This is a genomic window from Paenibacillus sp. FSL M7-0420, assembly GCF_038002345.1.
Taxonomy (GTDB): Bacteria; Bacillota; Bacilli; order Paenibacillales; family Paenibacillaceae; genus Paenibacillus_AQ.
Genome location: NZ_JBBOCJ010000001.1, coordinates 216,559 through 238,963 on the forward strand (window position 1 = coordinate 216,559; position 22,405 = coordinate 238,963).

The 22,405-nt window shown below is 55.0% G+C and carries 19 protein-coding genes; 14 read left to right on the forward strand and 5 right to left on the reverse strand.

The window, feature by feature from the left end; all coding sequences use genetic code 11:
• The first annotated feature begins 195 nt into the window (after positions 1-195).
• The 3 genes from MKX51_RS00955 (at position 196) to MKX51_RS00965 (ending at position 7,213) form a co-directional block, all read left to right on the forward strand.
• Positions 196-2,646: a glycoside hydrolase family 31 protein gene (locus MKX51_RS00955; RefSeq protein WP_340990874.1), complete on the forward strand. Its 2,451-nt coding sequence runs from the start codon at positions 196-198 to the stop codon at positions 2,644-2,646.
• 640 nt (positions 2,647-3,286) lie between these two features.
• Entirely contained in the window at positions 3,287-6,379 is a 3,093-nt protein-coding gene (locus tag MKX51_RS00960; protein ID WP_340990875.1) for a DEAD/DEAH box helicase, read from the forward strand.
• Positions 6,380-6,418: 39 nt separating this feature from the next.
• Positions 6,419-7,213, forward strand: a complete 795-nt coding sequence (locus MKX51_RS00965; protein ID WP_340990876.1) for a hypothetical protein — start codon at positions 6,419-6,421, stop codon at positions 7,211-7,213.
• Between the two features lie 602 nt (positions 7,214-7,815).
• Here the strand turns inward: MKX51_RS00965 and MKX51_RS00970 are convergent.
• Positions 7,816-8,481: a GTP pyrophosphokinase gene (locus MKX51_RS00970; protein WP_340995455.1), complete on the reverse strand. Its 666-nt coding sequence runs from the start codon at positions 8,479-8,481 to the stop codon at positions 7,816-7,818.
• Positions 8,482-8,765: 284 nt separating this feature from the next.
• Positions 8,766-9,140, reverse strand: a complete 375-nt coding sequence (locus MKX51_RS00975) for a hypothetical protein (protein ID WP_340944992.1) — start codon at positions 9,138-9,140, stop codon at positions 8,766-8,768.
• A 278-nt stretch (positions 9,141-9,418) separates the two neighbouring features.
• Here MKX51_RS00975 and MKX51_RS00980 point away from each other — a divergent pair, with 278 nt between their 5' ends.
• From MKX51_RS00980 to MKX51_RS00990, 3 genes are read left to right on the forward strand one after another with little or no spacing between them, the layout of a single operon-like run.
• Complete coding sequence (locus tag MKX51_RS00980) at positions 9,419-10,249, forward strand: zinc ribbon domain-containing protein (protein WP_340944990.1); 831 nt, start codon at positions 9,419-9,421, stop codon at positions 10,247-10,249.
• A 36-nt stretch (positions 10,250-10,285) separates the two neighbouring features.
• Positions 10,286-11,104, forward strand: a complete 819-nt coding sequence (locus MKX51_RS00985) for a TrmB family transcriptional regulator (protein WP_340990877.1) — start codon at positions 10,286-10,288, stop codon at positions 11,102-11,104.
• A gap of 49 nt (positions 11,105-11,153) precedes the next feature.
• The gene (locus tag MKX51_RS00990) at positions 11,154-11,459 is read left to right on the forward strand and encodes a hypothetical protein (RefSeq protein ID WP_340990878.1); all 306 of its coding nucleotides are present in this window, start codon (positions 11,154-11,156) and stop codon (positions 11,457-11,459) included.
• A gap of 444 nt (positions 11,460-11,903) precedes the next feature.
• Here the strand turns inward: MKX51_RS00990 and MKX51_RS00995 are convergent, their stop codons facing one another.
• Entirely contained in the window at positions 11,904-12,857 is a 954-nt protein-coding gene (locus MKX51_RS00995; protein ID WP_340990879.1) for a diacylglycerol/lipid kinase family protein, read from the reverse strand.
• Positions 12,858-12,949: 92 nt separating this feature from the next.
• The gene (locus tag MKX51_RS01000; RefSeq protein WP_340944984.1) at positions 12,950-13,288 is read right to left on the reverse strand and encodes a DUF4870 domain-containing protein; all 339 of its coding nucleotides are present in this window, start codon (positions 13,286-13,288) and stop codon (positions 12,950-12,952) included.
• Positions 13,289-13,814: 526 nt separating this feature from the next.
• Between MKX51_RS01000 and MKX51_RS01005 the strand changes: the two genes are divergently transcribed.
• The 7 genes from MKX51_RS01005 (at position 13,815) to MKX51_RS01035 (ending at position 19,848) form a co-directional block, all read left to right on the forward strand.
• Positions 13,815-14,003 carry a hypothetical protein gene (locus MKX51_RS01005; RefSeq protein WP_019913840.1) on the forward strand — a complete coding sequence of 63 codons (189 nt, stop codon included), beginning with the start codon at positions 13,815-13,817 and terminating at the stop codon, positions 14,001-14,003.
• A 429-nt stretch (positions 14,004-14,432) separates the two neighbouring features.
• Positions 14,433-15,482, forward strand: coding sequence for a cytochrome c oxidase subunit II (gene coxB / locus MKX51_RS01010; RefSeq protein WP_340944983.1), 1,050 nt, complete (start codon positions 14,433-14,435; stop codon positions 15,480-15,482).
• A 128-nt stretch (positions 15,483-15,610) separates the two neighbouring features.
• Positions 15,611-17,449: a cytochrome c oxidase subunit I gene (gene ctaD / locus MKX51_RS01015; protein WP_340995456.1), complete on the forward strand. Its 1,839-nt coding sequence runs from the start codon at positions 15,611-15,613 to the stop codon at positions 17,447-17,449.
• A gap of 6 nt (positions 17,450-17,455) precedes the next feature.
• The gene (locus MKX51_RS01020) at positions 17,456-18,082 is read left to right on the forward strand and encodes a cytochrome (ubi)quinol oxidase subunit III (RefSeq protein ID WP_036722156.1); all 627 of its coding nucleotides are present in this window, start codon (positions 17,456-17,458) and stop codon (positions 18,080-18,082) included.
• Positions 18,083-18,086: 4 nt separating this feature from the next.
• On the forward strand, positions 18,087-18,410 hold the full coding sequence (locus MKX51_RS01025) for a cytochrome C oxidase subunit IV family protein (RefSeq protein ID WP_036722158.1): 324 nt from the start codon (positions 18,087-18,089) through the stop codon (positions 18,408-18,410).
• A 28-nt stretch (positions 18,411-18,438) separates the two neighbouring features.
• Positions 18,439-19,347 carry a cytochrome c oxidase assembly factor CtaG gene (gene ctaG, locus MKX51_RS01030; protein ID WP_340946759.1) on the forward strand — a complete coding sequence of 303 codons (909 nt, stop codon included), beginning with the start codon at positions 18,439-18,441 and terminating at the stop codon, positions 19,345-19,347.
• Between the two features lie 36 nt (positions 19,348-19,383).
• The gene (locus MKX51_RS01035; protein WP_340990880.1) at positions 19,384-19,848 is read left to right on the forward strand and encodes a DUF420 domain-containing protein; all 465 of its coding nucleotides are present in this window, start codon (positions 19,384-19,386) and stop codon (positions 19,846-19,848) included.
• A 596-nt stretch (positions 19,849-20,444) separates the two neighbouring features.
• Here MKX51_RS01035 and MKX51_RS01040 read toward each other — a convergent pair.
• On the reverse strand, positions 20,445-21,056 hold the full coding sequence (locus tag MKX51_RS01040; RefSeq protein WP_340990881.1) for a helix-turn-helix domain-containing protein: 612 nt from the start codon (positions 21,054-21,056) through the stop codon (positions 20,445-20,447).
• A 266-nt stretch (positions 21,057-21,322) separates the two neighbouring features.
• On the opposite strand from MKX51_RS01040, the gene MKX51_RS01045 reads away from it, so the two are divergent.
• The gene (locus tag MKX51_RS01045) at positions 21,323-22,330 is read left to right on the forward strand and encodes a phosphotransferase enzyme family protein (RefSeq protein WP_340990882.1); all 1,008 of its coding nucleotides are present in this window, start codon (positions 21,323-21,325) and stop codon (positions 22,328-22,330) included.
• Positions 22,331-22,405: the final 75 nt, after the last annotated feature.

Sequence of the window (22,405 nt, forward strand, 5' to 3'; positions counted from 1 at the left end):
GACCACTCCCTAACTTGTTTGATAACTACGTTTTGGCCTTGGCCTATATAGAATATACCCGCTGTGGCGGTAATTAAGACTAATCCGGCAAAAAAATGACCAATTGGTCATAAGAATCGCGGATAGTATTCCTTAGGCCCGGGGTAATATGTAGTCAAGAAGTAGATCAGCAAGCAGCGAAGGGAGAGAAGATTCATGGAGAGCAGTGAGGCGATACGCCCCGAGAAGATGGGGCCGATGGTGATGAAGGAGACCTGGAACACGCCGGGCAGCGTGGTGTCCTGGGAACGCTCCGAGAATATCTACATCGTTCAGGGGGAATGCGCCGGGATGGCTTTTATCTTCCTGAGCGATGATATGTTCCGGATGAAGGTCTTCCATAGCAAGGTACCGGACCTGACCACCTCGGAGGCTGTGCTGAAGGAGTGCTGTATTCCGCATCTGTTTCCGGTAGAGGAGACGGAGGAGCAGCTCATTTTCTCTACAGGCGCTATCCGGCTGATTATTGAGAAGGCCTCGTTTCTGCTCCGTGTGGAGAATACATCCGGGAAGGTGATCATGCAGCAGAATCTGGCGAGCTGGAACCCGCGCGGCGCAAGCCATGCGGAATATGACATGCAGCCGGACTCACATTTCTACGGACTGGGTGAGAAATCGAGCTTCCTGGACAAACGCGGGGAGCGTTATACGAACTGGAACACCGATGTGTTCGCCCCGCATCTGCCGGAGATTGAAGCGCTCTATGAGTCGATTCCGCTCATTATCCACATGCACGGTGACCTCTCCTACGGGCTGTTTCTGGATAATACGGGCCGGAGTGATTTCGACATGCGCTCCCACGGCATTGCTTTTACCATTGGCTGCTCAACGGGAGCGTACGATATCTATTTCATTAATGGGCCCGAGATGAAGGATGTCGTCCGAAGATACACCACGCTCACCGGCCGGATCGCACTTCCGCCCAAGTGGGCGCTCGGTTATCACCAGTCCCGCTACAGTTACATGAATCAGCAGGAGGTGCTGCAGCTGGCCAAGACCTTCCGTGAGAAGAACATTCCATGCGATGTGATCTATCTGGATATCCACTATATGGACGAGTACCGCGTATTCACCTTCGACCCTGTCAACTTCCCTGATCCGCAGACGATGATCTCGGAGCTTGCGGAGCTGGGTGTGCGCATTGTCCCGATTGTTGATCCCGGCGTCAAAAAAGACCCCAAATACGAGGTGTATAAGCAAGGGGTGCTGGAGAAGCATTTCTGCCGCCGCCTGGAGGGCGATATTTTCTTCGGTGAGGTGTGGCCGGGGATCAGTGCCTTTCCTGATTTCAGCGACAGCCGGACCGCCGAGTGGTGGGGAGATCTGCACAAATACTACACAGAGCTTGGCATTCAGGGCATCTGGAACGATATGAACGAGCCTGCGGTCTTCAATGAGACCAAGACAATGGATCTTGATGTGATGCATTTCAACAACGGGCGGCCGGTGACGCATGAGGAATACCATAACCTGTATGGGATGATGATGTCCAAAGCGACCTATGAGGGACTGGCCGAGCATATGGGGGGCGAGCGTCCCTTTGTGCTGACCCGTGCCGGGTATGCGGGCATCCAGCGCTATGCGGCCGTATGGACCGGCGATAACCGCAGCTTCTGGGAGCATATGGCGATGGCGATGCCGATGGTACTGAACATGGGACTGTCCGGGCTGGCCTTCTCGGGCCCGGATATCGGCGGGTTCGCTCATCATACGTCGGCGCAGCTGCTGGTGCGGTGGACGCAGATGGGCGTGTTTTTCCCCTACTGCCGGAATCACTCCTCCATCGGGACGCTGCGCCAGGAGCCGTGGTCCTTCGGGGAAGAGGTGGAAGGGATTCTGCGTGAATTCATCGGGCTGAGGTACCGCTGGATGCCGCATTTGTATAATCTTTTTCATGAAGCGGAAATGAGCGGTCTGCCTGTCATCCGTCCGCTGGTGCTCGAATATCCGCGTGATCCGCATGTCTCTAACCTGTGCGACCAGTTCCTGCTGGGTGAAAATGTGCTGATTGCCCCGGTCTACCGCCCGGATACGGATCACCGCTCCGTCTATCTGCCCGAAGGCTGCTGGTTGGATTATTGGGACGGGGAGGTCCATGAGGGCGGGCGTCACATTCTTGCGGCTGCACCGCTGCACATCATGCCGATGTATGTGAAGGCCGGCAGCTTCGTGGCCGAAGGCCCGCTGAGACAGTATGCGCTGGAGGACACGGAGGAGACGATCATCTTCCACCTCTACGGGGCGGAAGCGGCTGCGGGCTTCTCTTCGTCCTTCAAGCTGTATGAGGATGATGGCCACAGCTTCAGCTACCGCAAGGGGCAGTATACGGAGCTTACCGTGCAGGCTGAAGGCGAGGAAGGGGCACTGGTGCTGAAGTGGGCATATGCGGTGCATGACTATAAGCCGCGCCGTGAGACGCTGAGGTTCGCACTCTGCTATCCGTTCTTCACCGCAGCTGCGGTGGACGGACTATCGGAGATCAGCCTGGAGCAGCTGAATGAGGGGGCGCTAGGCTGGGCCCGGAACGGCAAGAACGGCGCGATCATCGTTCAGGTAGCGGATGCTGCCGGGGGCGGGGAGCTGCGGATTCTGGCAGGTACGGATTAGTGTGCGGTAAAGGTAATCCATAAGAGCTGTGTAGCATAGCACGGATTGACTGGAGTTTAGGACCGGTTTCGCCTGGAAAGAGGGCGGGCCGGTTCTTTGTGGTGTGTGGGGAGAGAAGGCTGCCCGGCAAGGAAGGAATGAGGTATAATCCTGCCCGAATTGCAACAATCCCTCCAGTATTGCGAGCATAACTCCGAAATGTTGCTAGAAATGCATTAATTCTGCTCCCCAAAGCGGCTATGGGAGAGAATTGCTGACATTCCTGCAACATTTCCCCTGAAAGCCAACTATTCATAAGCCGGAGTTGATATTTGTGCAACAATTTGGCTCTTTGCATCATTTTTGTGGCCCGTCCGCTGCTGGAAGTAACGCTCACTGAACTATAATGAGCCGCTCGGAACAAAAATCTGCTGTAAATCGCAGAAAAAGCATAGAAAGGTTTTTAAATATATGGTTTTTCGTATAAGATGAAGGGATGAAGAAAAAGTTGCAGCAATAACCTGAGCGTTCATGGAATGGTTGTACAGTTCATGCTGCCGGTGCAGCCTCATAATATACTTTTCGCGCAGAAGGGGACAGTCTTTCGGTCTGGAAGGGCTGGCTCTTGCTGTCTGCTCACAAGAATGGAGATTAACCAACAATGATTAAGCATCTGTATGCAATATGGTTAGGGGACGTATTATTCTGCTTCTCGGGCGAAACCTCCGAGCCGAAGGTGGACGCATGGACACGCGTGATCAAACGGCTGGAGCTCCGCAGTGGCTGGCGTCCTTTTGCGGGTGCTGCACTGCGGCTGGCGGAAGTGAAGTATCCTGCGGCCGCCGCCGTGGAGGGCAAACCGGCGCGGCGCGGACTGCCCGGACGCACGCTGGAAGGGCTGGCGCTGTCGCCGAAGGATGCCTTCGAGCTGCTGCTGGCCTGGGATGAGCAGGCCAGCCGTGCCCAGGGCATTGAACCCGGGGGAGAGCTGCGCTACTGGTCGGCAGCCGCCCGCTTCGCGCTGGAGCTGATGGGCAAGGGCGGGATTGTGCCCGGCGCCCAGCCGCCGCGCAAGGTCGGCTCGCGGCGGCGCGGCGGCGAACAGGCTGCTGCCGTGTGCTGGTCACCGGCGTTCCGGGAAGAGGCGGATAAGGAGTTCTTCCTGCAGATGGCGGCCTCTATGCCGGTGCTTGCACTTGGCACACACGTAGCTGAGGAAGGCGACCTGTCCTCGCGGGAGGAAGCGGGCGGGTATGTGCTGTATTCCTTCCTGCAGGCGGTCATGACCGCCGAGATCAAGAATGTGGTTGCCGCTCATGAGAGCGCGCTGTCGCCGTATAAGGCCAATTACCGCCGCGGCTATTCTCCGCTGACGGAGCTGTGGTGGAACAGTCTGCTCACGGGCAGCCGGGATATCCCCGTGCAGGGGACCCCGGCTGAGGTAACAGAGCTGCTGGCCGTGGTGAACGAGACGGCGGGCCATGAGGTGCCGCATTTCGAGACTGAGGAGGCCCGTAGCGGACAGCTAAGCCTGGGCCTGCGGCTGGAGCCTCCGGCGGAGGAGAGCGAGCTGTGGCAGCTGACCTTCTGGGCGGAGAGCCGGGAGGAGGGGGAATTCTGGATTCCGGCGGAAGCGGTGTGGAGCAGCCGGGAGCGGGAATTCACCCTATGGGGCAAGCGTTACCGCAATATTCAGCAGCAGCTGCTGGCTGCGCTGGGACGGGCGGCGAAGAGTTCGCCGGACATCCGGCGCTCGCTGGCTGAACCGGCCCCGCGCGGGATTGAGCTGCCGCCGGAGCGGCTGTATTTCTTCCTGAAGGAGAGCGTGCAGCAGCTGCGGGAACGGGGAATTACCGTGCAGATGCCTTCGCGCTGGAGCAAGGAGGGACGGCGGCGGATCGGCATGAGAATGAAGATGCAGCAGCCCCCGGCGGGTGCAGCGGATGGCCTGGTGCAGTCTGCGCTGGGTATGGAAGAGCTGATCTCTTTCCGTATTGAAGCCTCTCTGGGAGATTCAGACATCACAGAGGGGGAATTGAATGCCCTGGTGGAAGCAGGCGTGCCCTTTGTGCGCTTCCGGGGAGAATGGATTGAAGTGGACCCGAAGGAAGTTCGTCAGGTCCTGCGATATATTAAGCGTGGTGAGAGCGGAGAGATGACCGCAGCCGACTGGATGCGCCTGGAGGCTGAAGATGGTGAAGAGCGGCTGTGGAAGGGCATGTCGGTTACCGGCATGGAGACCTCTGGCCTGCTGGCCTCCCTCATGCACGGCGATGTGCTGCGCGGGATGCCGCTGCGTCCGGTGCCGGAGGATCTGAACGGAACGCTGCGGCCCTATCAGGAGCGGGGTTATCAGTGGCTTACGGCACTCAGCAATCTCGGCTTCGGCGTCTGCCTGGCTGATGACATGGGTCTCGGCAAAACCGTGCAGGTCATCACCTGCCTGCTCGACCAGGCGCTGAATGCCCCGCCGGGCGAAAAGCAGGAGCCTGTGCTGATCCTCTGCCCGACCTCGCTGCTGGGCAACTGGCAGCGGGAATTGCAGCGCTTCGCCCCTTCACTTAGCTTGCATATTCACCATGGAGGGCGGCGGGTGCGCGGTGAAGGTTTCAGAGAGCTGGCAGCCAGCCATAAGATTGTGCTGACCACCTACCATTTGGCGGGCCGCGACAGCGAGGATCTGGCCGGGGTACGCTGGTCTACCGTTGTGCTGGATGAAGCGCAGTACATCAAGAATCACCGCACCAAGCAGGCGCAGAGCGTCATGAAGCTCAGTGCGCCGCACCGGATCGCAATGACCGGGACTCCGGTGGAGAACCGGCTGGGCGAGCTGTGGTCGATTTTCCATTTTCTCAACCCCGGTTATCTGGGGACGTATCATTCCTTCCGCCAGCGTTATGTGTCGGGAGAGGGCGGCGAACGGCTGCGTGAGCTGCACCGGCTGGTCTCGCCCTTCCTGCTGCGGCGTCTGAAGAGCGACCCGGATATCTCGAAGGATCTGCCGGAGAAGCTTGAGCTGAAGTCTTATTGTCCACTTACGGAGACCCAGGCCGCGCTCTATCAGGGGGTTGTGGATGAGATGCTAGGCGTCATCGGCGAGCGTTCGGGCATGGCCCGGCGGGGGCTGGTGCTGTCTTCCCTCACCAAGCTGAAGCAGATCTGCGATCATCCCCAGCTGTTCCGCAAGGACGAGGGGCGGAGCCTGCGCAGTGAGCCTTCGGGCAAAATGGACGTCATGTTCGAGGTGCTCGACAGCATCTCTGAGCTTGGTGAATCGGCGCTGATCTTCACCCAGTATGTGGCGATGGGCGAGCTGCTGGTCAGCCGGCTGGCCAGACGATACGGGCAGACGCCGCTGTTCCTGCATGGCGGCATCTCGAAGCGCGAGCGCGACGAGATGGTGCATGCTTTTCAAGAGGGGGACGGTCCGGCTTTCTTCGTTCTGTCGCTTAAGGCGGGAGGCGTAGGCCTCAATCTGACACGGGCGAATCATGTGCTGCATTATGACCGCTGGTGGAACCCGGCTGTAGAGAATCAGGCGACGGACCGCGCCTTCCGGATTGGACAGCACAAGAATGTGCAGGTGCATAAGCTGATCTGCCAGGGGACGCTGGAGGAGCGGATCGACGAGCTGATTGAACGCAAAAAGAGCCTGTCCGAGCAGGTCGTTGGCTCCGGTGAGAACTGGTTAACCGAGATGTCTAACCATGAGCTCAAAGAGCTGATTGAACTCCAGGGACAGGACTGGATGTAAACACGGCAATAGATTGTAAGGCAGAAGGAGGCAACATCTATGAATGAGCTGCTGGAGCTGCGGCTGGAGGTGCTGCCCGGGGTCATTAAGGCCACCGGGAGTGTGGGGCCTGCTGCTGAAGGGGCAGACAGACGCAGCAGCAAAGCCGGAGCGGAGATAGAGAAGCAAGGGGAACAGGGCCAGCGGGAGGTTGTTACTCTGCGTATTCCGCAGTGGACACCCGCCCGGAAGAATGAAGTGCTGCATCAGCTCGCTGCGCATCCGGGCGAATTGTATGATCTGCTGCAGGGCAGCCTGAATGGCGGGCTTACTGCACTGGAGCTGCTGCCTGTAGATGACGAGCTGAGGCTGGCTGCAGAGGAACAGGGCACGGGTCTGCTGCCTGCTGAGGATCTGGTGCAGCGGGTCCGGCAGCAGCTGACCCAGGAGCCGCTGCTTGCGTTCGCCCTGCGCGGACTGTCCAAGGAAGAGCTGCTCTCCGGCGTATTCGCCCTGTGGGCGGAGCGGGAGAACGAGCGGAACGCTGAAGAAGACGCGCCTGCATCTGTGTCGCTCGCGTCCGAGCTGGCCCGGTTGGAGCGCAAGGGCCCGGCCGTATCCTCTGGAGAGTGGCTGGCCGAGGCAGCGGCTGAAGGCTCTCTGCACCAGCCGGGGCCGCTGTTTCACGAGATCTCCTCCCGTCCGTTTCCGGCTATGCCTGAGGTAATGGAGCCGGAGGAGGATTGGAGCGCCCTCCTGCCACAGACACCCAAGGCGCGTGAAGGGCTTGCGCTGCTGATGCGCCGGGTCTCGGAAGCCGCCGCGAAGCGTGCGGCGGGCTTGAATAAGCTGTAGCTGCGCGGGGCGTGAGTTGGGGTCTGAGTAAGTTGTAGGTTGCACGGATAGGTGTGGCGGGCTTGAGTAAGCTGTAGGTGCATGGGTTCGTGAGTAGGGGCTTGAGTTAGCTCCGGGTTGCACGGATAATAAGTGCGGTGGGATTGAAGGAGCTATAGGCTACAATGTTTATGCGGCGACTAAAGCTGCTCTTTAAGTAATATAGAGTGTAAACTAGACCAACTGGTGGAATTGAATCGGATGCCGGGACACGAACGAACGTAAGAACTGATCTCACAAGTAATATTAGTTTTGTTAGCAGTGCGCCGGAGAGGATTGGGGATGGCTGCACGAGAATAAAGTGGATAAATCCCTCTGAATCGGCTGGAAGTCGGCGGAATGGAGAAATGAAAGGGAAAAATCCCTCTGATTCGGCTAGAAGTCGGCGTGCTGAGGTAGCCAATATTCTTCGGGCGGGAATGAGGGGCAGAAGTGCCCCTGATTTAGCCAAACTGGATGGTAGGGCGGCCCTCCCACATCAAGCCAGCCAAACAAAAGAGGAGCACAAAGGTGCCCCTCTTGCAGCCGGATAACGGCCTGGCTGCGGCCATTTTATCCTAGGATTATGTCTGTTCGTTGCCGCCGCTGCCTTCTGACAGCTCCAGAATCTCCCGGCGCAGGCGGAGCATCTTCTGGTCCAGTTCATCGGCAGCACGGGCGGCTTCCTTCAGCTCCTCGGCCACATGGGAGGGCAGCTGTTTGTCGAATTTATAGTAGAGAATATGCTCCATGCTGGCCCAGAAATCCATGGCTAACGTACGTAGCTGCATTTCTGCCTTCACCCAGCGGGTGCCATCAAGCAGTACCAGCGGTATAGCCACGATAAGGTGCAGGCTCTGGTAGCCGTTCGGCTTCGGGTGGGCAATATAATCCTTAATCTCAAGCACACGGATATCCTCGCGGGCGCACAGGTGGTCCACCAGCCGGTAGATATCCTTCACGAAGGCGCAGACAATCCGCATCCCCGCAATATCATGGATGTGCTGCTCCATATTATCCAGGTTAAGCTCATAGCCCTTGCGCTGCATTTTTTGCACAATGCTCTTCGGTTCTTTGATCCGGCACTTCACATGCTCAATCGGGCTGAAGCCGTCACGCACCTGCCACTCGGTCCGGATGATATCGATTTTATTCTCAAGCTCATTCAGAGCGTGACGGTACAGCGCCGGCAAAGCCTTGAAATTCTCAACCTGCTTGGCGAAATCCTCGTTAATCTGCCACTTCTGCATATCCTTCACATGGACCTGCAACTTGTTCAATGTTACTTGTGTACTATCATATTCTTCCACTGAAACTCTCCCGGTTTTCGTTATTTGTGACTGTAGACCATGAATGGATGACTACGGCAATCTTATACAGCGCTAGCTGCGGTTCTGATTCTATTTTAACCGATGTACAGCCCCGGAAGCAAAATAAAACCGTAACCCTGACCGAAGAGAAACATTCTTCCCTCCGGCGCGTATTAGCACAGTATAGGCATTAAGCCGTCCTTATGGCGCAGCTCCGTTCATCCTTATTTGTTGGTGGGAGAGCCTGTGCCGTAGCCTTCATCCTGATAGCCTGTATTGTCCAGCTTCTGCAGGACGTTCAAGCCTTCGATCTGAAGGCGGGTCTCGTCAGTGCCATGGTCGTGCAGATACTGGAACAGGCGGATGGTGGCTTCATCGAACTGCTCTGCGGCATCATCATGATCGGCTGACTTGTAGGGAACCAGAGCACGCCGGAAGGCGTAGTCATCCCCGCTGGCCAGATCGGCCAGAAGATCCTGAAGCACAGTCAGGCCGTCACTGGACAGCAGAACCTCGTACTCACTGGAGTCGCCTCTCTCTTCCTGAATCAGACCGTGATTCACAGAGACGAAATATCGGTTAAGGTTATCGTCAGGCACAATTCATCCCTCCATCATTCGATAATGTACGGGTACGCAGGAACGGATACAGCAGAAGGCAATATGTATGATTGCTTCTTCCGCAGCATACTCATTCCAATAAGAACGCTAGCCGCCTCTACTTGGTATTTACCACATGACGACAAATAATGAATCTGCCGTGGACTTTTGGTATGATAGAATCACGTTTCCGCTGCTGCGTGGAGCAGCAATCGGAATGTAAGGATATACGCGGCTGCGAATCAGCCTATTCTCACTCTGGAGAAGGAGGAACTACAATGAATTTACTGCAACGCATTAAAGACGGTGCCAGCCGGGTGAGTGAAAAAGCGCAAAGCTCGGTGGAAGTGAGCAAGCTGAATGGGCAGATTTCAGATATTGAGCATGAGATGCAGGTTGAATTTCTGAAAATGGGGAAGCTCTTCTACGAGGGATATCGTTCAAGGGATATGTCGGTAGCTGAAGGCCAGATGATCGAGCTTGCGCGGGGCTGTAACAAGCTGCAGGAGCAGATCGAGGACGTACGCTCAAGAATTGCCGAATTGAGAAATGAACGCTTGTGCGCCTGCGGTCAGATCGTAGGGCTGGATGCCAATTTCTGTCCGCATTGCGGACGTAAGCTGGAAGCACGCAAGCCGGAAGATAAGGAGATTTCACTGCGTAAAGAGCCGTCATCGGCGGCCGCCGCTACCGCAGCACCGCCCGTGGTTACCGTACATACGGTGCTGGAGCATGAAGATGAAGAAGACCAGTACTACGGTGAGGAAGAGCTGACCGAAGCGGAACGGGAGCTGGCCAGAAGACCCGAAGCACGTGTGCAGTATGCGGAGGTGCTGCCTGAACTGGAGGAAGACGCAGAGCTGGAGGAAGCGGACCGGATGGCTTCAGGTTCTGACCGGAGCCGCCGGGAGGCAGATGAACTGGAACGGGAACGGGAGCGGCAACTCGAGTTGGACCGCCGGATCAGGGACTGGAAGGCAAGTGAGCCAGCCGAAGAGCGGGTAGCCGGAGACGCGGATACACGGGAGATCGTGAATTGCCAGATCTGCCGCGCCGATCTGCCGAAGGGCTCCATGTGGTGCCCGCGCTGCGGCTCGGAGCAAATATAGACAGGGTAGTACTGACAGCTTAGGGGGACAACATAGATGGAACAGTTGCTGCTGCATCTGCGCAATTTGGGTTTCACAGAGATGGAATCCAAAATAATGGTTGAGCTGGCCACCAAGGGCCAGGCTTCGGGCTACGAAGTGGCAAAGCAGCTAGGAGTATCAAGATCAAACGTATATGCGGCGCTTCAGCGCCTGACTCAGCAAGGCTACGTGCGCTGCGGAGAAGGGGAGCCGGCACGCTACAGTGTGCTGGACCCGGAAGAGCTGGCCACGATGATATCCGGCCGGGTGCAGGCCTCGCTTGCCTATATGGAGAGTGAAATGCCGCGCGGGGGTCCGGTCAGCCCCTCCTTCTACAACGTGGAGGGTGACCGGAATGTCATTGGAGAGCTGGTCCGCCAGCTGAATCTTGCCGCTCAGGAGATTGTAGTGGATGTGTGGCGGGAGGAAGCCTCGCTGCTGCGCAGTGAGCTTGAGCAGGCGGAGAAGCGCGGAGTGAAGCTGCTGTGGGCTTTTGACGGCGGTGATGCTGTGCCGGCACCTTATCCGGTATGGCCGCCCCTGCCGGGGAAGCCGGAACGCAGCGGAGGCCGGAAGTTCTCCTTCGTCGTGGACCGGAGCTGGTGCATGCTCGGCATGCGTTATGAGGACGGAAGCGCCCAAGCCGTGATTACCGAGCATCCGGTGCTGGTGGAGCTGCTGCTCAAATCTTTTACACAGGAATTGGTATTGTTCGAGCTGGAGGAAGATATGGGCCCCGAACTGCAGCGACGCTACGGGGAGCACTATAGCCGGATCTACAGCAAATATGTGCTGCATGATCAGGAGGAATCGGGGGAAGAGCCTGAGGAATAGGGCTGCAATAGTAAGTGCCAAAGTTCACTAAGCGAGGGAGGTGACAAGCATGGAGTGTATCGTTCATTTTGAGGTGCAGCATACAGAGGGCGTCAAGCCGCTGCGCGGACTGCTGTTCCTGGAAGAGGGCAAGACCCCGGAAGAACGGGAGCTGGTGGAGATGTTCAAGGACATGAAGTTCAACGTCCGGCTGGATGACCGGGAGAAATGGATCTTCAAGCCCGTGGCTTCGGGAGAAAGTTATTCCGAGATCCGCATTACCAGCTTTGACAACGGGAAGAAAAGCAGCAAGCCGGAGGGCGAGCTGAAGTCGATTGTCGGCAACCTGCTGCCCCAGAAGCCAACCGGGATATAACCGGGGCAGCGGGGTTCCAGCGGTTTTTGTCCGCCAGCAGCATTACTGCTAGCGGAGGATATCTTTGTGAAGAAGGTCTATTTCCGCACGAAGCAGGAAACGGACCCGGCGGAAACGTGAAGTACGTAACAAAGAGCAGGCTCAGGGGAATACCCGGGGCCTGCTCTTTGTGTTGGGAGAAATATCGTTCCAGCTTTTTCATTAGCCAGACCAATCTGCTCCTAACGGACCTGAGAGACCTTATCCCCTGAAAAACACCACTTCTGGTGTCTTAACGGACTGAGGAGACTCTAAGGTAGCTCAAAACGATACTTAAGAGCGGTATTTCAGGGAATAAGGTCCGTGTGGTCCGTTACCTGCCTAATTTATGACTTTCATCCAGAATAAGAGCGCCTCAGTCCGTGACGCGGAGCCATATATATGCCCCGCCCCGCCGCGCCTGTCCTAGACGCTGGCGTGACAGGAACCGGGCCCGGCTTCGCCCGGTGCCCCGGCTGCCGCCAGCGGCGAGAGCACGCGCAGCGCGCCCGGCTCGCAAGCCACGGCCAGCGGCGCCGTGCCGAGCGCTTCGCCGTCGCCGATGGCGTGGCGCGGCTGCGCGAAGCTCACGGCTACGCTGCGTCCGCGCAGCATGGTGACATAGGGCAGCTTCGTGTGCCTGCCCTTCACCACCGTCGGGAACAGCCGCAGCAATTGCCCGCGGCTGACCCCGTGTACAACGCAGACGTCAAGCAGACCGTCGCCTGATTCCGCCTGCGGGCAGATCAGCAGCCCGCCGCCGTAGCTGGGCAGGTTGCAGACCGAGACCAGCCACGCCTGGTCGTAACCCTGCTCCTTCCCGTCGCAGGTCACGCTGACGCGGCAGGGCTTGAAGGTCATCAGCGTATGCAGCACGCCGATGATATAGGCTAGGCGCCCGGCGCCAATGGCGTTGCACAGCCGCTTGTAGCGGCTGCCGTTCACATTGACGGCCACCTGCGCGTCGAAGCCGCTGGCCACCGCCGTCAGGGTGAGCCGGCCTGCCGCGCTGAGCAGATCGGCTTCGATGCAGTGTTCCTGCAGCGCGGTGTCCAGCGCTGCCTCGGGCGCGAGCGGGATGCTGAACCCGCGCGCAGTGTCATTGCCCGAACCCGCCGGGATGACTCCCAGCGGGACCCCCCTGCGCCGCAGTGCGCCCAGCACACTGTGGATCGTGCCGTCGCCGCCGACAATGATGGCGGCACGCCAGTCCTCGCGGCGGGCAAGCGTCTGCAGCACCTGATCCTCTGCGCTGTCAGCGCTCTGGGTGAACAGTGCTTCATACGGAACAGCCCGCGCCGCAAGCAAGGCCTGTATGGTGCGCCAGGTCCGCCGTCCCGCCCCGCCGCCGGAGCGGGAATTTATGATGAACAAGTACATGGATGCTTCCCCCAGCCTGTAGATTCCTGCATGTCTTATCCCATTGTAAGGAGCGGGCAGGCAAAAGGGAAACTATTTTCTGCTGCACACAGCTACAGCTGCCGCAGCTGGCTTTCGGCGATCTCCCCCACCCAGGGAAGCTTGAACCATCTGCTGCCCAGGGCATGGTAGATCATCAGCAGCCAGACTGCGAAGCTGCATAGGGAGATCAGGGCGCCCGCCACATCACCGAGAAGCGGAATGAAGCCGCTGAGCACATGGGCGATCATAAGCGCTCCGAAGGCAATCAGGGATTGAAGCGAGTGGAACAGGACGAAGCGGCTGCGCTTCTCCAGAGCAAGGAAAATAATTGCCCCGATAAACGGGAAGAAATAACACAAGGCAGCTGCAATGTTATCGGGCAGTCCGGTGGATGATCTGAAAGGCGTCAAAGGGCTCACTCTCCTTGGAATGTAGAGGAAAAGGCAAATTACATTCGTGCTTCTTCCCTACAAGCCTATGAGGTGTACAGGCAAAGTATGAGCCGTGCGGAGATGCTGTCCAATAATTTCTGCGGATAAGGGGCATACTAATGTCAGGATCACAAACAGTTGGGCAAGCATATACTATAAAAAATTTCCATTTGTATTTTTACATGGAAAGGTGGAAGTTAATCTGGAATATGATACAATATAACGATAAGGCCCGAAAGGAGTGATTCAGCAAGTGGCTCTTCGGGTAATTAAAGTGTCAAGGTGTCTTTGCAGTGGGACATCCTTACTCTCAGCCCAAATCACGACGAACCTGCTTCACCGGCAAGGCGGATTTCCAAGTTCATGGAATGGTAGTCTGGACGGGTAATGCAAGCCGCGTATGTGTAATGGTTTCTTACTTGCATTTCAAGGTTACGGCGAACTTTTCATCATGCATTCTCTACAACGGAGCATTCATTTTCAATGTTTTGGGAGGGAACTGATCATGGCAAGTAAAGGTCATAACGAAGTCAAGGAAAGTCTGCGGGAAATGACACGTATTTTCCGGCCCAAAGATCCCAAGAAATTTGTGAAAGAGTACGTCCGGAAGTATCGGATCACGGGAGGCTATGAGGAAGAGCTGACCATGGTTGTGGAGCATGAGCTGGTTAGAATGAATTCTTCCGTCTCCTGAAGAAGCCGGCAGAGCGAGTGATTCTGTTTCGTGCTGTTTGATGCCGACAACTACATTTAATCTACATTCAAGCGATAACATCCATAGCGAAGCATCCATGAGGATTCTCATAAACCGTGCCCGGGCAGCGTGCTGCTTCTGGAATCGGTTTTTTTTGTATGCACTTTGCAGATCATCTTCGTATGTCAAATGAATGTTTAGACACAAATACATATGAATACGCTTCAGAAGTAGTTTAACAGTTTTCCGGAAAAATTGAAAGCGCTTATAAAATCAGTATTGACAAGCTTTCCGCGACTCCAAAAATGATTATGTGAATTTGTTGTGAACGATTGACAAAACCGTAGACCGAACTTATATTAATAGTGATTGTTATAATTGACAGGAAAATACTCTAATCTACGAATTCGGGAAAAGCGGGGTAGATCAATGATGAAAACGTGGCAGGCTGGTAAGCGGCTTCTTCCCATGACAGCAGCACTTGGACTCCTTCTGGCCGGATGCGGACGGGAGGACTTGTCGGTACTCAGACCGCAGGGACCCGTAGCGGAAAGCTCTTACGGACTGATGAAGCTGTCAATCACGATCATGATTGTGGTGCTGCTGATCGTCTTCTCCATTGCGGCTTATGTATGGATTCGCTTCCGCCGGAAGAAGGATCAGGATGAGATTCCCAAGCAAGTGGAGGGGAGCTTCAAGCTGGAGGTGCTATGGACGGTCATCCCGCTTATTCTCGTCATTGTGCTGGCGATTCCTACGGTGAAGGTGGTCTTCGCTGCCGGCAATGATCATTCGGATGACAAGGACGCCATCAAGGTCAAGGTGACCGGCCACCAGTACTGGTGGGAGTTCGAATATACGGATTACGGAATAACGACCGCGCAGGATCTGATTATTCCTACAGGTAAGCACATTGCCTTTGAGCTCAGCACCAAGGATGTGCTGCATTCCTTCTGGGTACCCTCACTGGCCGGGAAAATGGACACCAATCCCGACGGCACGGTGAACCGCTTCAGCTTCAGTGCGCCGAATGAAGGCGTTTACCGGGGGAAATGCGCGGAGCTATGCGGACCCTCCCACGGGTTCATGGAGTTTAAGGTGAAGTCGGTCAGCGGTGAGGCTTTTGACAAGTGGGTGGCTTCGATGAAGGCGCCGGAGTCTGTAATGCCGGAGGACCCGGTGCTGGCTGAGAAGTTCAAGTCCCAGTGCCTGAGCTGCCATGCGATTGGCAGCATGCCTGCATCACCGGTGGCTCCCAGCCTGACCGGAATCGGCTCCCGTGAATCCGTTGCCGGGATTCTGCTTAATGATGACACCCGTGAAGATGGAGCCCCGGTTCTGGAGAATCTGAAGACCTGGCTGCATGATCCGCAGAGCGTGAAGCCCGGCAACAAGATGCCGAGCCCGAAGGATATGGGCTTAAGTGATGAAGAGATCGACGGCATTGCCGAATATCTGGCCGGTTATACGCTGGACTAGGGGCCTATGACTGAAGCGGAAGCAGCATATTTGAGAAGGGGGTACGTTCTTTGGCTCACGCAGCGCAATCCTTGCAGCCCTCCCAGCCCTTGAAGCCCGGCCACAGTGCCAAGCGGCATACCGGGCTGATGGACTGGATTACTACCGTTGACCACAAAAAAATAGCCATCCTGTATCTATGGGCCGGCGGCCTTTTCTTCGGCATTGGCGGCCTGGAGGCGATCCTGATCCGTATTCAGCTGATCAAGCCGATGAATACCTTCCTGGATGCCCAGACCTTCAACGAGCTGATTACCATGCACGGCACGACTATGATCTTTCTTGGCGTCATGCCGGTCATTTTCGCGCTGATGAATGCGGTGATTCCGCTGCAGATCGGCGCGCGGGATGTCGCCTTTCCTTTTCTCAACTCGCTGGGCTTCTGGACCTTCCTGTTCGGCGGTCTTCTGCTTAACCTGAGCTGGGTGATGGGCGGCGCGCCGGATGCGGGCTGGACGGCCTATACCCCGCTATCGAGTACGGGCTACAGCCCCTCGCACGGAGTGGACTTTTATACGATAGGGCTGCAAATTGCCGGCCTCGGTACACTGATTGGCGGGATTAACTTCCTGGCTACCATCATCACGATGCGTGCACCGGGGATGTCCTTCATGCGGATGCCGATGTTCGCCTGGGCTACCTTCATTACCTCAGCCATTATTCTGTTTGCATTCCCTGCAGTTACCGTAGGACTTGTCCTGCTTACCTTCGACCGGATTCTGGACGCCAATTTCTTCAATGTTGCCGGCGGGGGCAATCCCGTGCTGTGGCAGCATATCTTCTGGATCTTTGGCCATCCCGAAGTGTATATTCTGATTCTCCCGGCTTTCGGCATCATCTCCGAGGTCATTCCGACCTTCTCGCGCAAGCGGCTGTTCGGGTACAGCTCCATGGTCTTCGCGACAATTCTGATCGCCTTCCTGGGCTTCATGGTCTGGGCGCATCATATGTTCACCACCGGCCTCGGTCCGGTCGCGAACGCCTTGTTCTCCGTCTCTACCATGCTGATTGCCGTCCCGACAGGGATCAAGATCTTCAACTGGCTGTTCACCATGTGGGGCGGACAGGTACGGTTCACGACCCCGAATCTGTTCGCGGCCGGGTTCATTCCTACCTTCACGATGGGCGGGGTAACCGGGGTGATGCTGGCCTCCGCGCCGGCAGACTTCCAGTTCCATGATACGTACTTCGTGGTGGCGCATTTCCACTATGTAATCGTTGGCGGTCTGGTGCTCGGCCTGTTCGCCGGGCTGCACTACTGGTGGCCGAAGATGTTCGGGCGGATGCTCAGCGAATCCTTGGGCAAGTGGACCTTCTGGACCTTCATTATCGGGTTCCACTTAACGTTCTTCGTACAGCATTTCCTGGGACTGATGGGGATGCAGCGGCGCGTATTCACCTATTTGCCGAACCAGCAGTTCGATACGCTCAACCTGGTCAGTACGGTGGGGGCGTTCCTGATGGGAGTGGGCATGATTATCTTCCTTGTAAATGTGTTCTTGACCTCCAGACGGCCGGCGGATGCGCCGGATGACCCGTGGGAAGACGGGCGGACCCTGGAATGGACGATCCCTTCGCCGCCGCCGGAATATAACTTCAAGCAGACGCCGCTGGTGCGGGGCCTGGATGCCTTCTGGAAAGAGAAAATGGCCGGGCATAAGGCGATGACCCCGGCGGAGCCGGTTGGCCCGATTCATATGCCGTCAGCCACGATTCTGCCGTTCCTGATGTCAGTCGGTATCTTCATTGCGGGCCTGGGCTTCATGTTCAGCCGTGATGAATTCAGCAGCGGCATCATGAGCTTCCTGTTCAATAATTATATTGTTACGGCGCTGGGGCTTCTTATTACCTTCGGATCGATGCTGATGCGGTCGCTGTTCGACGATCACGGCTGGCATATTGAACCCGAAGAGCTGGAAGGAAGGTGAGCAGAGATGACAACGGCACATGCTGAAGCGGCGGACGGTACACTCCCGCATGAACCCGAGAAAGCGACCCTGGAAGGACGCAATAAAGTGCTGGCCTTCTGGCTGTTCCTCGGAGGGGAGGCGGTGCTCTTCGGCACCCTGTTCGCTACCTTCCTGGCGCTGCGCAATCAGACGAATGAGGGACCCTCGGCGGCTGAGCTATTCCATCTGCCGCTGGTTGCGGCAGCGACCTTCCTCCTCCTGGTCAGCAGTCTGACCAGTGTGTTCGCCATTCAGGCCATGCACCGGGGAAATGTGGCCCAGTTACGGAACTGGCTGGTGGTGACTGTCCTGCTCGGCCTTGCCTTCCTGATCCTGGAGATCTACGAGTTCAGTGTATATATCCGGCATGAGGAATTCGGGATGACGACGAGTGCGTTCAGCTCGGCCTTTTATACGCTGGTCGGGTTCCACGGTGCCCATGTCGCCTTCGGGATTCTGTGGATCTCCGTGCTGATTGGACAATTGGCGCATAAAGGCTTGACGGTCGTTACTGCACCGAAAATCTATGTCTCGGCGATGTATTGGCATTTCATTGATGTGGTGTGGGTCTTTATCTTCACAGTCGTATACCTGCTCGGAAAGGTGGGGTGAAGCCATGACGACGAAGCAGCCTTCTTCAGATTCTGCGGTGAAGCACCGGCACCGTCCGGAAGGACCGCAGCGGCATATTGTGGTGTTTGTGTTCTCGGTGGTGCTGACGCTGATCGCCTTTGCCGCGGTGGCGGCCGGAGGGGTGAATGCTACCTTTGCGATCATCCTGCTGCTGGTAATGGCTGTGCTGCAGGTGTTCCTGCAGATGGGCTTCTGGATGCATTTGAAGGACAAAGGGCATATGCTCCCGATTATCTTCATGCTGGGCGGCTTTTTTATCGCAGGCACCTGTATTGTAATGGCGCTCTATTGGGTATGGTGGGATTGATTCTATCTCCGGGGAGGTCTTGAGGATGATACCGGGATTGCAATATTTCAGCTTTACGGAACTATGGAGTCCGTTGTTTCTGGCCCTGATGCTCCTCCTGACTGCCGGATATTTTGTGCTGATTGGTCCGCTGGCCTCCCGTTTTGAGGGCAGCACTGCAGTCCCCTTCTGGCGGAGGGGGCTGTTCTTATGCGGAATGCTGGCCCTCTATCTTGCGCAGGGAGGACCTGTCAGTCTGCTGGGACATATCTTGTTTTCCTTCCATATGGTGAGTATGGCCTTATCCTATCTGGTGGCGGTTCCGCTGATTATGCTTGGTATCCCCGACTGGTGCTGGCGCGCTCTGCTGCGGGTGAATCCGCTGAAGGGACTGGCTTTTCTCGCTAAGCCGGTGGTGGCGGCCCTGCTCTTCAATGGCCTGTTCTCGCTCTACCACATCCCCGCCATCCATGATTATGTCATGCTGCATTTCACCGTTCACCGTCTGTATTATGGCGTCCTGTTCCTGACCTCGGCGCTGATGTGGTGGAATCTGATCAACCCCTTGCCGGAATACCGGGCGCTTAGCGGTCTGGGGCAGGTGGGCTTCATCTTCCTGAACATGGTGCTGCTGACACCGGCCTGCGGGCTGATTATTTTTGCGGGCTCCCCCCTCTATGCTACGTATAGCGACCCGGGCACCTGGGCGAAGGCGATGGGCTACTGTGTACCGCAGAGTCCGGCTGCATTATTGCAGGCTTTTGGCGGTCCCGGCTTCTTCGGATCTCTGTCCCCAAAGGTAGATCAGCAGGTCGGCGGCATCGTGATGAAGTTCATTCAGGAATTTATTTTCGCCTCGATGCTTGCTTATGTGTTCTATCATTGGTATAAAAAAGAGAATGGACAGGAGGACACGGAAGTGTCCGCGCCATCCTCTGCCCTGGCGGAGGAGGTCTGACCTATAATGAGCTGGTAAGTACCGAGGGGGATATTCATGGATATTTTCACATTGTTTCCTACGATCAGTACATCGTTCATCGTCATAAGCGCGGTGCTGGTGGCCATCGGCTGGAGACAGATCATTCAAGGCAAACGCGAAGCGCACAAGAAGACAATGATTGCGGCTGCGGTGGCAGCGATTCTGTTCTTCCTGGTGTATTCGTCTAGAACGATATTCGTGGGCAATACCTCCTGGGGTGGTCCTGAGCATCTGACGACGATCTACCATGTCTTCCTGATCTTCCACATTGTACTGGCTACCGTCGCTGCCGTATTCGGCATCACCACGCTGACGCTCGGCTTCAAGGCCAAGTATGCCAAGCACCGCAAGTGGGGCAGAGTGACCTCCGTCATCTGGTTCATCACCGCTATTACGGGAGTCGCCGTCTATGTACTGCTGTATATCTTCTATCCTGGCGGACATACGAAGCCGGTCTGGGAGATTATCCTGGGCGCTTAAGCCGAGGGAAGAGAAGTCCGGGATGATATGGGAAAAGCCTGTCCATCTGCCGCTGCTGCGGGGGAGGGGCGGGCTTTTTTTGAGGTTGACGAAGTCAAAAAGGATTAGGTTGTTATATCTTTTTTGCTGCTACTAGTGAAAAAAAGATGTGCTAAATTATCGCTGGTAACTCCTGATGATGTACATTAGGGTAACGTGTCATATTAGTAAGTTTGGCATCTGCGGGAGGATGAATATGATAAGGTTCAGTGGTCGTCTGATAACGTTTATCATCTTTATGCGGCTCACTGTGAAATTTTAAATTATCTAACCCGTGTTCATCCACCCAGTCGTAGAAGTACATCTCTATTCGTCCTCTGCTGAGATGCTCAGTTATAAGCAAACGGGACAGATCCGTGAACACAAATGTGTGCCGGGTAAATGAGATAGAGGTGAATAGACCGCTGCCATCCCCATCACATGAGTTCATAATAATATTCGAAAAGTCTTTCTCCAACTGGCTGATGTTGGATGGGGGGCGAGTATTCAGTTCCATTTCCTTTCAATGGAGTACAGCAGACTGGACCATTGTACTGCGTCCCGAGATTGTTCTGGGGTTAAATCAGTTTTTTTCCCAGTGTCTCTTCGAATGTTCCGCCATATTTTTTTTCAAAATGAACGACAGCATTAAGTATTTCAGCCATTTCCCCAGCTGCTGTCATTTCTTTATTTCTTCCTGAACGTATTTGCTCTGCTTCATAACGTTTTGCAACCTCTGCTATAGCTGACTTCATTCCAGTAGGAGAAGTATAAACTGCGTTCTCAGGAAATCTAACTTGTTTGTAACGCTCTCCTTTTTCAACACCGTCAAATCGCCCAAGTGCAATCCAATTATGGATCGTAGCAATACTTACCCCGAAGAATCGGGCGACATCTCCTGTTGTGTAGATTTTAGTGCTTAATACTTCAGCCTCCATCCCTACAGTAACCATGTGGATTAGCACTCGTTGCAGAGCCTGCTCAGAATTACCGTGAACCAAATGACTATCCACGGCCTGAAGCACTTCTGAAGGATTATGAATAGAATTCCGTTCAATGTAATTGGCCAAAGCCTTAATAAACAATGACATCTGTGTTTCAGTCTCGTGAAGATGTGTCTTGAATACTTCGGAGATCGACAATGCTTCCGACAATGCTCTTTCCTTTTCTGTTACATTAAACATATACATCACCTCAACTCCATTCTAACACTTCTCGCTTAAACTTAAAATAACTTAAAGTATACCGCGCATAACTTAAACTTAACTTATATTATTTCCTGTTTTTGAATGATATAACGCATGCTATAAAAAAACCTGAAAATAGATGATGACAAGGGATGACTTCTGGAAGTTGCATTATTATTTGAAAAAGCTCAGGATTATTATTGTATTCAATCGTTAGCAGTCAGGTAACTGATCTACAACGACCTAATTATACATACTAAGGAGAAAACATGGACCCACACATCAAAAGAATGTTCCTGGACGAATATGCTGCTGAAGGTGCTAGGCGCTTTGGGATTAGCCCCAAGGATCTGAACTTCATTGGAGGCTTTCAAAACTTCATATATTCTTATACTCTCGGTGAATCCCAATATATTCTTCGCTTCACTCCTGACACACTTCGTACCTCTGAAGGGCTTGCAGCCGAAATCGAATGGATTCGTTACCTCGCGGAGAAGGGAGTGTCAGTTTCAGCTCCGGTTCTATCGGCGAATGGAAGGGATTATGAGCGTATTCATGGGAATACGATGGATTTTTACGCAGCAGCGTTCAATTTTGCACCCGGCACAAAAGTAGGATATCCGGAATGCCTGGGGAATCCGATGCTATATGAACAATGTGGCCGTATTACAGGCCGTCTTCATGAACTGAGTAAGCGGTATAAACCGGTATTCAGAAGACATACCTGGGAGACTAACGAATACCTTGTGCGGGCGAAAGATTATTTGCCGGCAGAGCTTGGGCCCATTCTGCATGCCCTAGACGGACTAAAAGCTGATTTGAGCAGTTTGCCTGTTACCTCAGATAATTTCGGTTTAATTCACGGGGATATCAACGTAGGTAATTTCTTGGTAGATGAGTCAGGGCGGATAACGCTTTTTGATTTCGATGAGTGTCAATACAGCTGGTATGCTGAGGATATTGCTATCCAGCTCTATTATTTACTATATGTATTTGGGGAAGATTCGAGGTCTGAACGTAAGGAGCAATACGAGCTTTTTATCCGTCATTTCGAGTTAGGCTACACGGAGGATGGCCGGCAGCTTCCCGATGGCTGGAAGAGTCAACTGGATTTGTTTCTTAAACTGCGTGAAATTATCGTAGTCGTCGGCATGCACCGGAGTTGGGATTTAACCCAGGCTGACGATTGGACGCGTAGGTTCTTGCAAGAGAGTACAGTGCGTATTACCAAGGGGATTTCATTAATTGATGGGTTCGGCGAAGAGGGGCAACGATGATAGTTGGAAAAAGCACACTTAATTCCAGCGAAACGGAGAGTTGTGGGTAAGCAATTGGAAAAAGTCCACCTAATC

Bases quoted from the DNA above. Each gene is read 5' to 3' on its own strand.
- MKX51_RS00960 (WP_340990875.1), top strand. From the start codon at position 3,287: ATGATTAAGCATCTGTATGCAATATGGTTAGGGGACGTATTATTCTGC.
- MKX51_RS01045 (WP_340990882.1), top strand. From the start codon at position 21,323: ATGGACCCACACATCAAAAGAATGTTCCTGGACGAATATGCTGCTGAA.
- MKX51_RS01025 (WP_036722158.1), top strand. From the start codon at position 18,087: ATGACGACGAAGCAGCCTTCTTCAGATTCTGCGGTGAAGCACCGGCAC.
- ctaD (WP_340995456.1), top strand. From the start codon at position 15,611: ATGGACTGGATTACTACCGTTGACCACAAAAAAATAGCCATCCTGTAT.
- coxB (WP_340944983.1), top strand. From the start codon at position 14,433: ATGATGAAAACGTGGCAGGCTGGTAAGCGGCTTCTTCCCATGACAGCA.
- MKX51_RS01005 (WP_019913840.1), top strand. From the start codon at position 13,815: ATGGCAAGTAAAGGTCATAACGAAGTCAAGGAAAGTCTGCGGGAAATG.
- MKX51_RS00965 (WP_340990876.1), top strand. From the start codon at position 6,419: ATGAATGAGCTGCTGGAGCTGCGGCTGGAGGTGCTGCCCGGGGTCATT.
- MKX51_RS00955 (WP_340990874.1), top strand. From the start codon at position 196: ATGGAGAGCAGTGAGGCGATACGCCCCGAGAAGATGGGGCCGATGGTG.
- MKX51_RS00970 (WP_340995455.1), bottom strand. From the start codon at position 8,481: ATGCAGAAGTGGCAGATTAACGAGGATTTCGCCAAGCAGGTTGAGAAT.
- MKX51_RS00995 (WP_340990879.1), bottom strand. From the start codon at position 12,857: ATGTACTTGTTCATCATAAATTCCCGCTCCGGCGGCGGGGCGGGACGG.
- MKX51_RS01040 (WP_340990881.1), bottom strand. From the start codon at position 21,056: ATGTATATGTTTAATGTAACAGAAAAGGAAAGAGCATTGTCGGAAGCA.
- MKX51_RS00985 (WP_340990877.1), top strand. From the start codon at position 10,286: ATGGAACAGTTGCTGCTGCATCTGCGCAATTTGGGTTTCACAGAGATG.
- MKX51_RS00980 (WP_340944990.1), top strand. From the start codon at position 9,419: ATGAATTTACTGCAACGCATTAAAGACGGTGCCAGCCGGGTGAGTGAA.
- MKX51_RS01035 (WP_340990880.1), top strand. From the start codon at position 19,384: ATGGATATTTTCACATTGTTTCCTACGATCAGTACATCGTTCATCGTC.
- MKX51_RS00990 (WP_340990878.1), top strand. From the start codon at position 11,154: ATGGAGTGTATCGTTCATTTTGAGGTGCAGCATACAGAGGGCGTCAAG.
- MKX51_RS01020 (WP_036722156.1), top strand. From the start codon at position 17,456: ATGACAACGGCACATGCTGAAGCGGCGGACGGTACACTCCCGCATGAA.